General features: G+C 71.0%; 1 protein-coding gene and 1 pseudogene. Both read right to left on the bottom strand.

The annotated features are described in order from the left end of the window. Positions 1-138 precede the first annotated feature (138 nt). Positions 139-1,215 carry an ABC transporter permease gene (locus AB0J69_RS61640; RefSeq protein ID WP_364138669.1) on the bottom strand — a complete coding sequence of 359 codons (1,077 nt, stop codon included), beginning with the start codon at positions 1,213-1,215 and terminating at the stop codon, positions 139-141. Next, positions 1,212-1,649 (bottom strand): annotated as a pseudogene (locus tag AB0J69_RS61635) (ABC transporter ATP-binding protein); the annotation flags it as partial. The gene AB0J69_RS61640 and the pseudogene AB0J69_RS61635, both read right to left, overlap by 4 nt.

Genomic DNA, 1,649 nt, shown 5'->3' with positions numbered 1-1,649 from the left:
CTGTACCGGCTGCCGGGCTGGCCTGGCTGCGCGGCGGCGGCGGGGGCGTGCAGGCGGCGGTCAGGAGGAGGGCGAGCCCGGCGGCGGCGATCCTGACGGCGATCCTGGCGGCGATTCTGATGGCGATTCTGATGGTGGTCATGACAGGCGCCTGCGGATCCACCAGAAGGACAGCCAGGTGAGGCCGAGGGTGAGCAGGGCGTAGATGCCGGTCTCGATCCACTGGAAGGGCCAGAACCGGTCGAGGGGGTGGTAGGTCGCCTGCTGCCGGTAGCCCAGCCGGTTGATCTCGACTGTGCACGCGTCCGTGCCCTGTCGTCCTGATGGTGCGCACGGGCCCGATGTCGTGGAGACCGGGACGGACCGCGCGATCGTCGACGACGGCCCCGAGGCTCCGGCGCCGCCGGCGATGGTACGCCCGGACGGATCGACCAGGTCGCTGGACAGAACCCAGGCGCCAGCGTGTCCGGGAACGGCCGACGTGCTCAGGAAGACCTGCATGGCGCCGCCTGCCTGCTCCTGCGGCACGAGGCCCTCCACGTTCGTCCGGCCGAGCTCGAAAGTCGATGTGACCGGGGGCATCAGGTGGGGACGGACCAGCAGCGGCATGGCGAGCTGGATCGCGGCGAAGACGGCCAGGGTGAGGGCCATGGCGGGCAGGGTGCGGCGCACCAGCATGCCCACCGTCACGCCCAGGACGAAGGCGAAGGCCGCGTACCCCATCGGGGCGATGCCGCGCGCGCCGAACACCAGGGGAGCCATCCGGGCCATCTCCGGAACGGCTGACTTGTCCAGCGGGTCGGACCACCAGGTCACCGCCAGACCGCACAGCCCGGCGGCGGCCGTGGCGACCAGACCGGTGAGCCCGAGCTTGACCGCCAGCCAGCGGCCTCGGGTGATGCTCTGGTTCCATACCAGCAGGTGCGTGGCCGCCTCCAGCTCGCGGGCGATCAGCGGGGCTCCCCAGAAGAGCCCGACCAGCGCCGGCAGGATCAGTACGACGAGGGTGAGGGCGAGGAAGGGGATCTGGTTCTCGTCGAAGAAGCGGTCGAAGAAGTCGTCGCAGGTGTTGTCGGGGGCGCAGCCGGCGATCCCGGCAGCGTAACGGGAAGCCAGATCCGGGCCGGTCAGCGCCAGCGCAGCGGCGAGGACGGCGAGGACGGCGGCCATCATCGCGGCCGAGCCGCGGAACTGGCGCCAGGTCAGCCAGATCATCGCTGCACCTCCAGGGCGATCCGCCGGTTGTCGGCGGCTTGCTTGTCCATGTAGGCCAGCACGAGGTCCTCCAGACTGAGCCTGCTGACCGTCCAGGCGGGGTCGTGGATCGGGGCGCCGGCCCTGACCACGTACGTGCTCTGCCGGGCGGAGATCACGTGCTGGCCGGCGGGCAGCCGGCGGGGGCCGGTGAGCCGGTGATGGGTGGCCAGCAGCCGGTCGACCTCCCCGGCCACCTGCACGCGGGAGTCCACGAGCACGATCAGGTAGTCGCAGACCCGTTCCAGGTCGGAGACCAGGTGCGAGGAGAGCACCACGCTCAGCTTGTGCTCGACGGTTGCCTCCATCAGGTGCTGCAGGAACTCCCGGCGGGCCAGCGGGTCGAGCGAGGCGACCGGCTCGTCCAGGATCAGTAACTCGGGCCGTTTGGCCAG

Source organism: Nonomuraea sp. NPDC049709, assembly GCF_040674815.1.
Lineage (GTDB): Bacteria > Actinomycetota > Actinomycetes > Streptosporangiales > Streptosporangiaceae > Nonomuraea.
This window is presented reverse-complemented; position numbering and strand designations above follow the sequence as displayed.

Bases quoted from the DNA above. Each gene is read 5' to 3' on its own strand.
- AB0J69_RS61640 (WP_364138669.1), bottom strand. From the start codon at position 1,215: ATGATCTGGCTGACCTGGCGCCAGTTCCGCGGCTCGGCCGCGATGATG.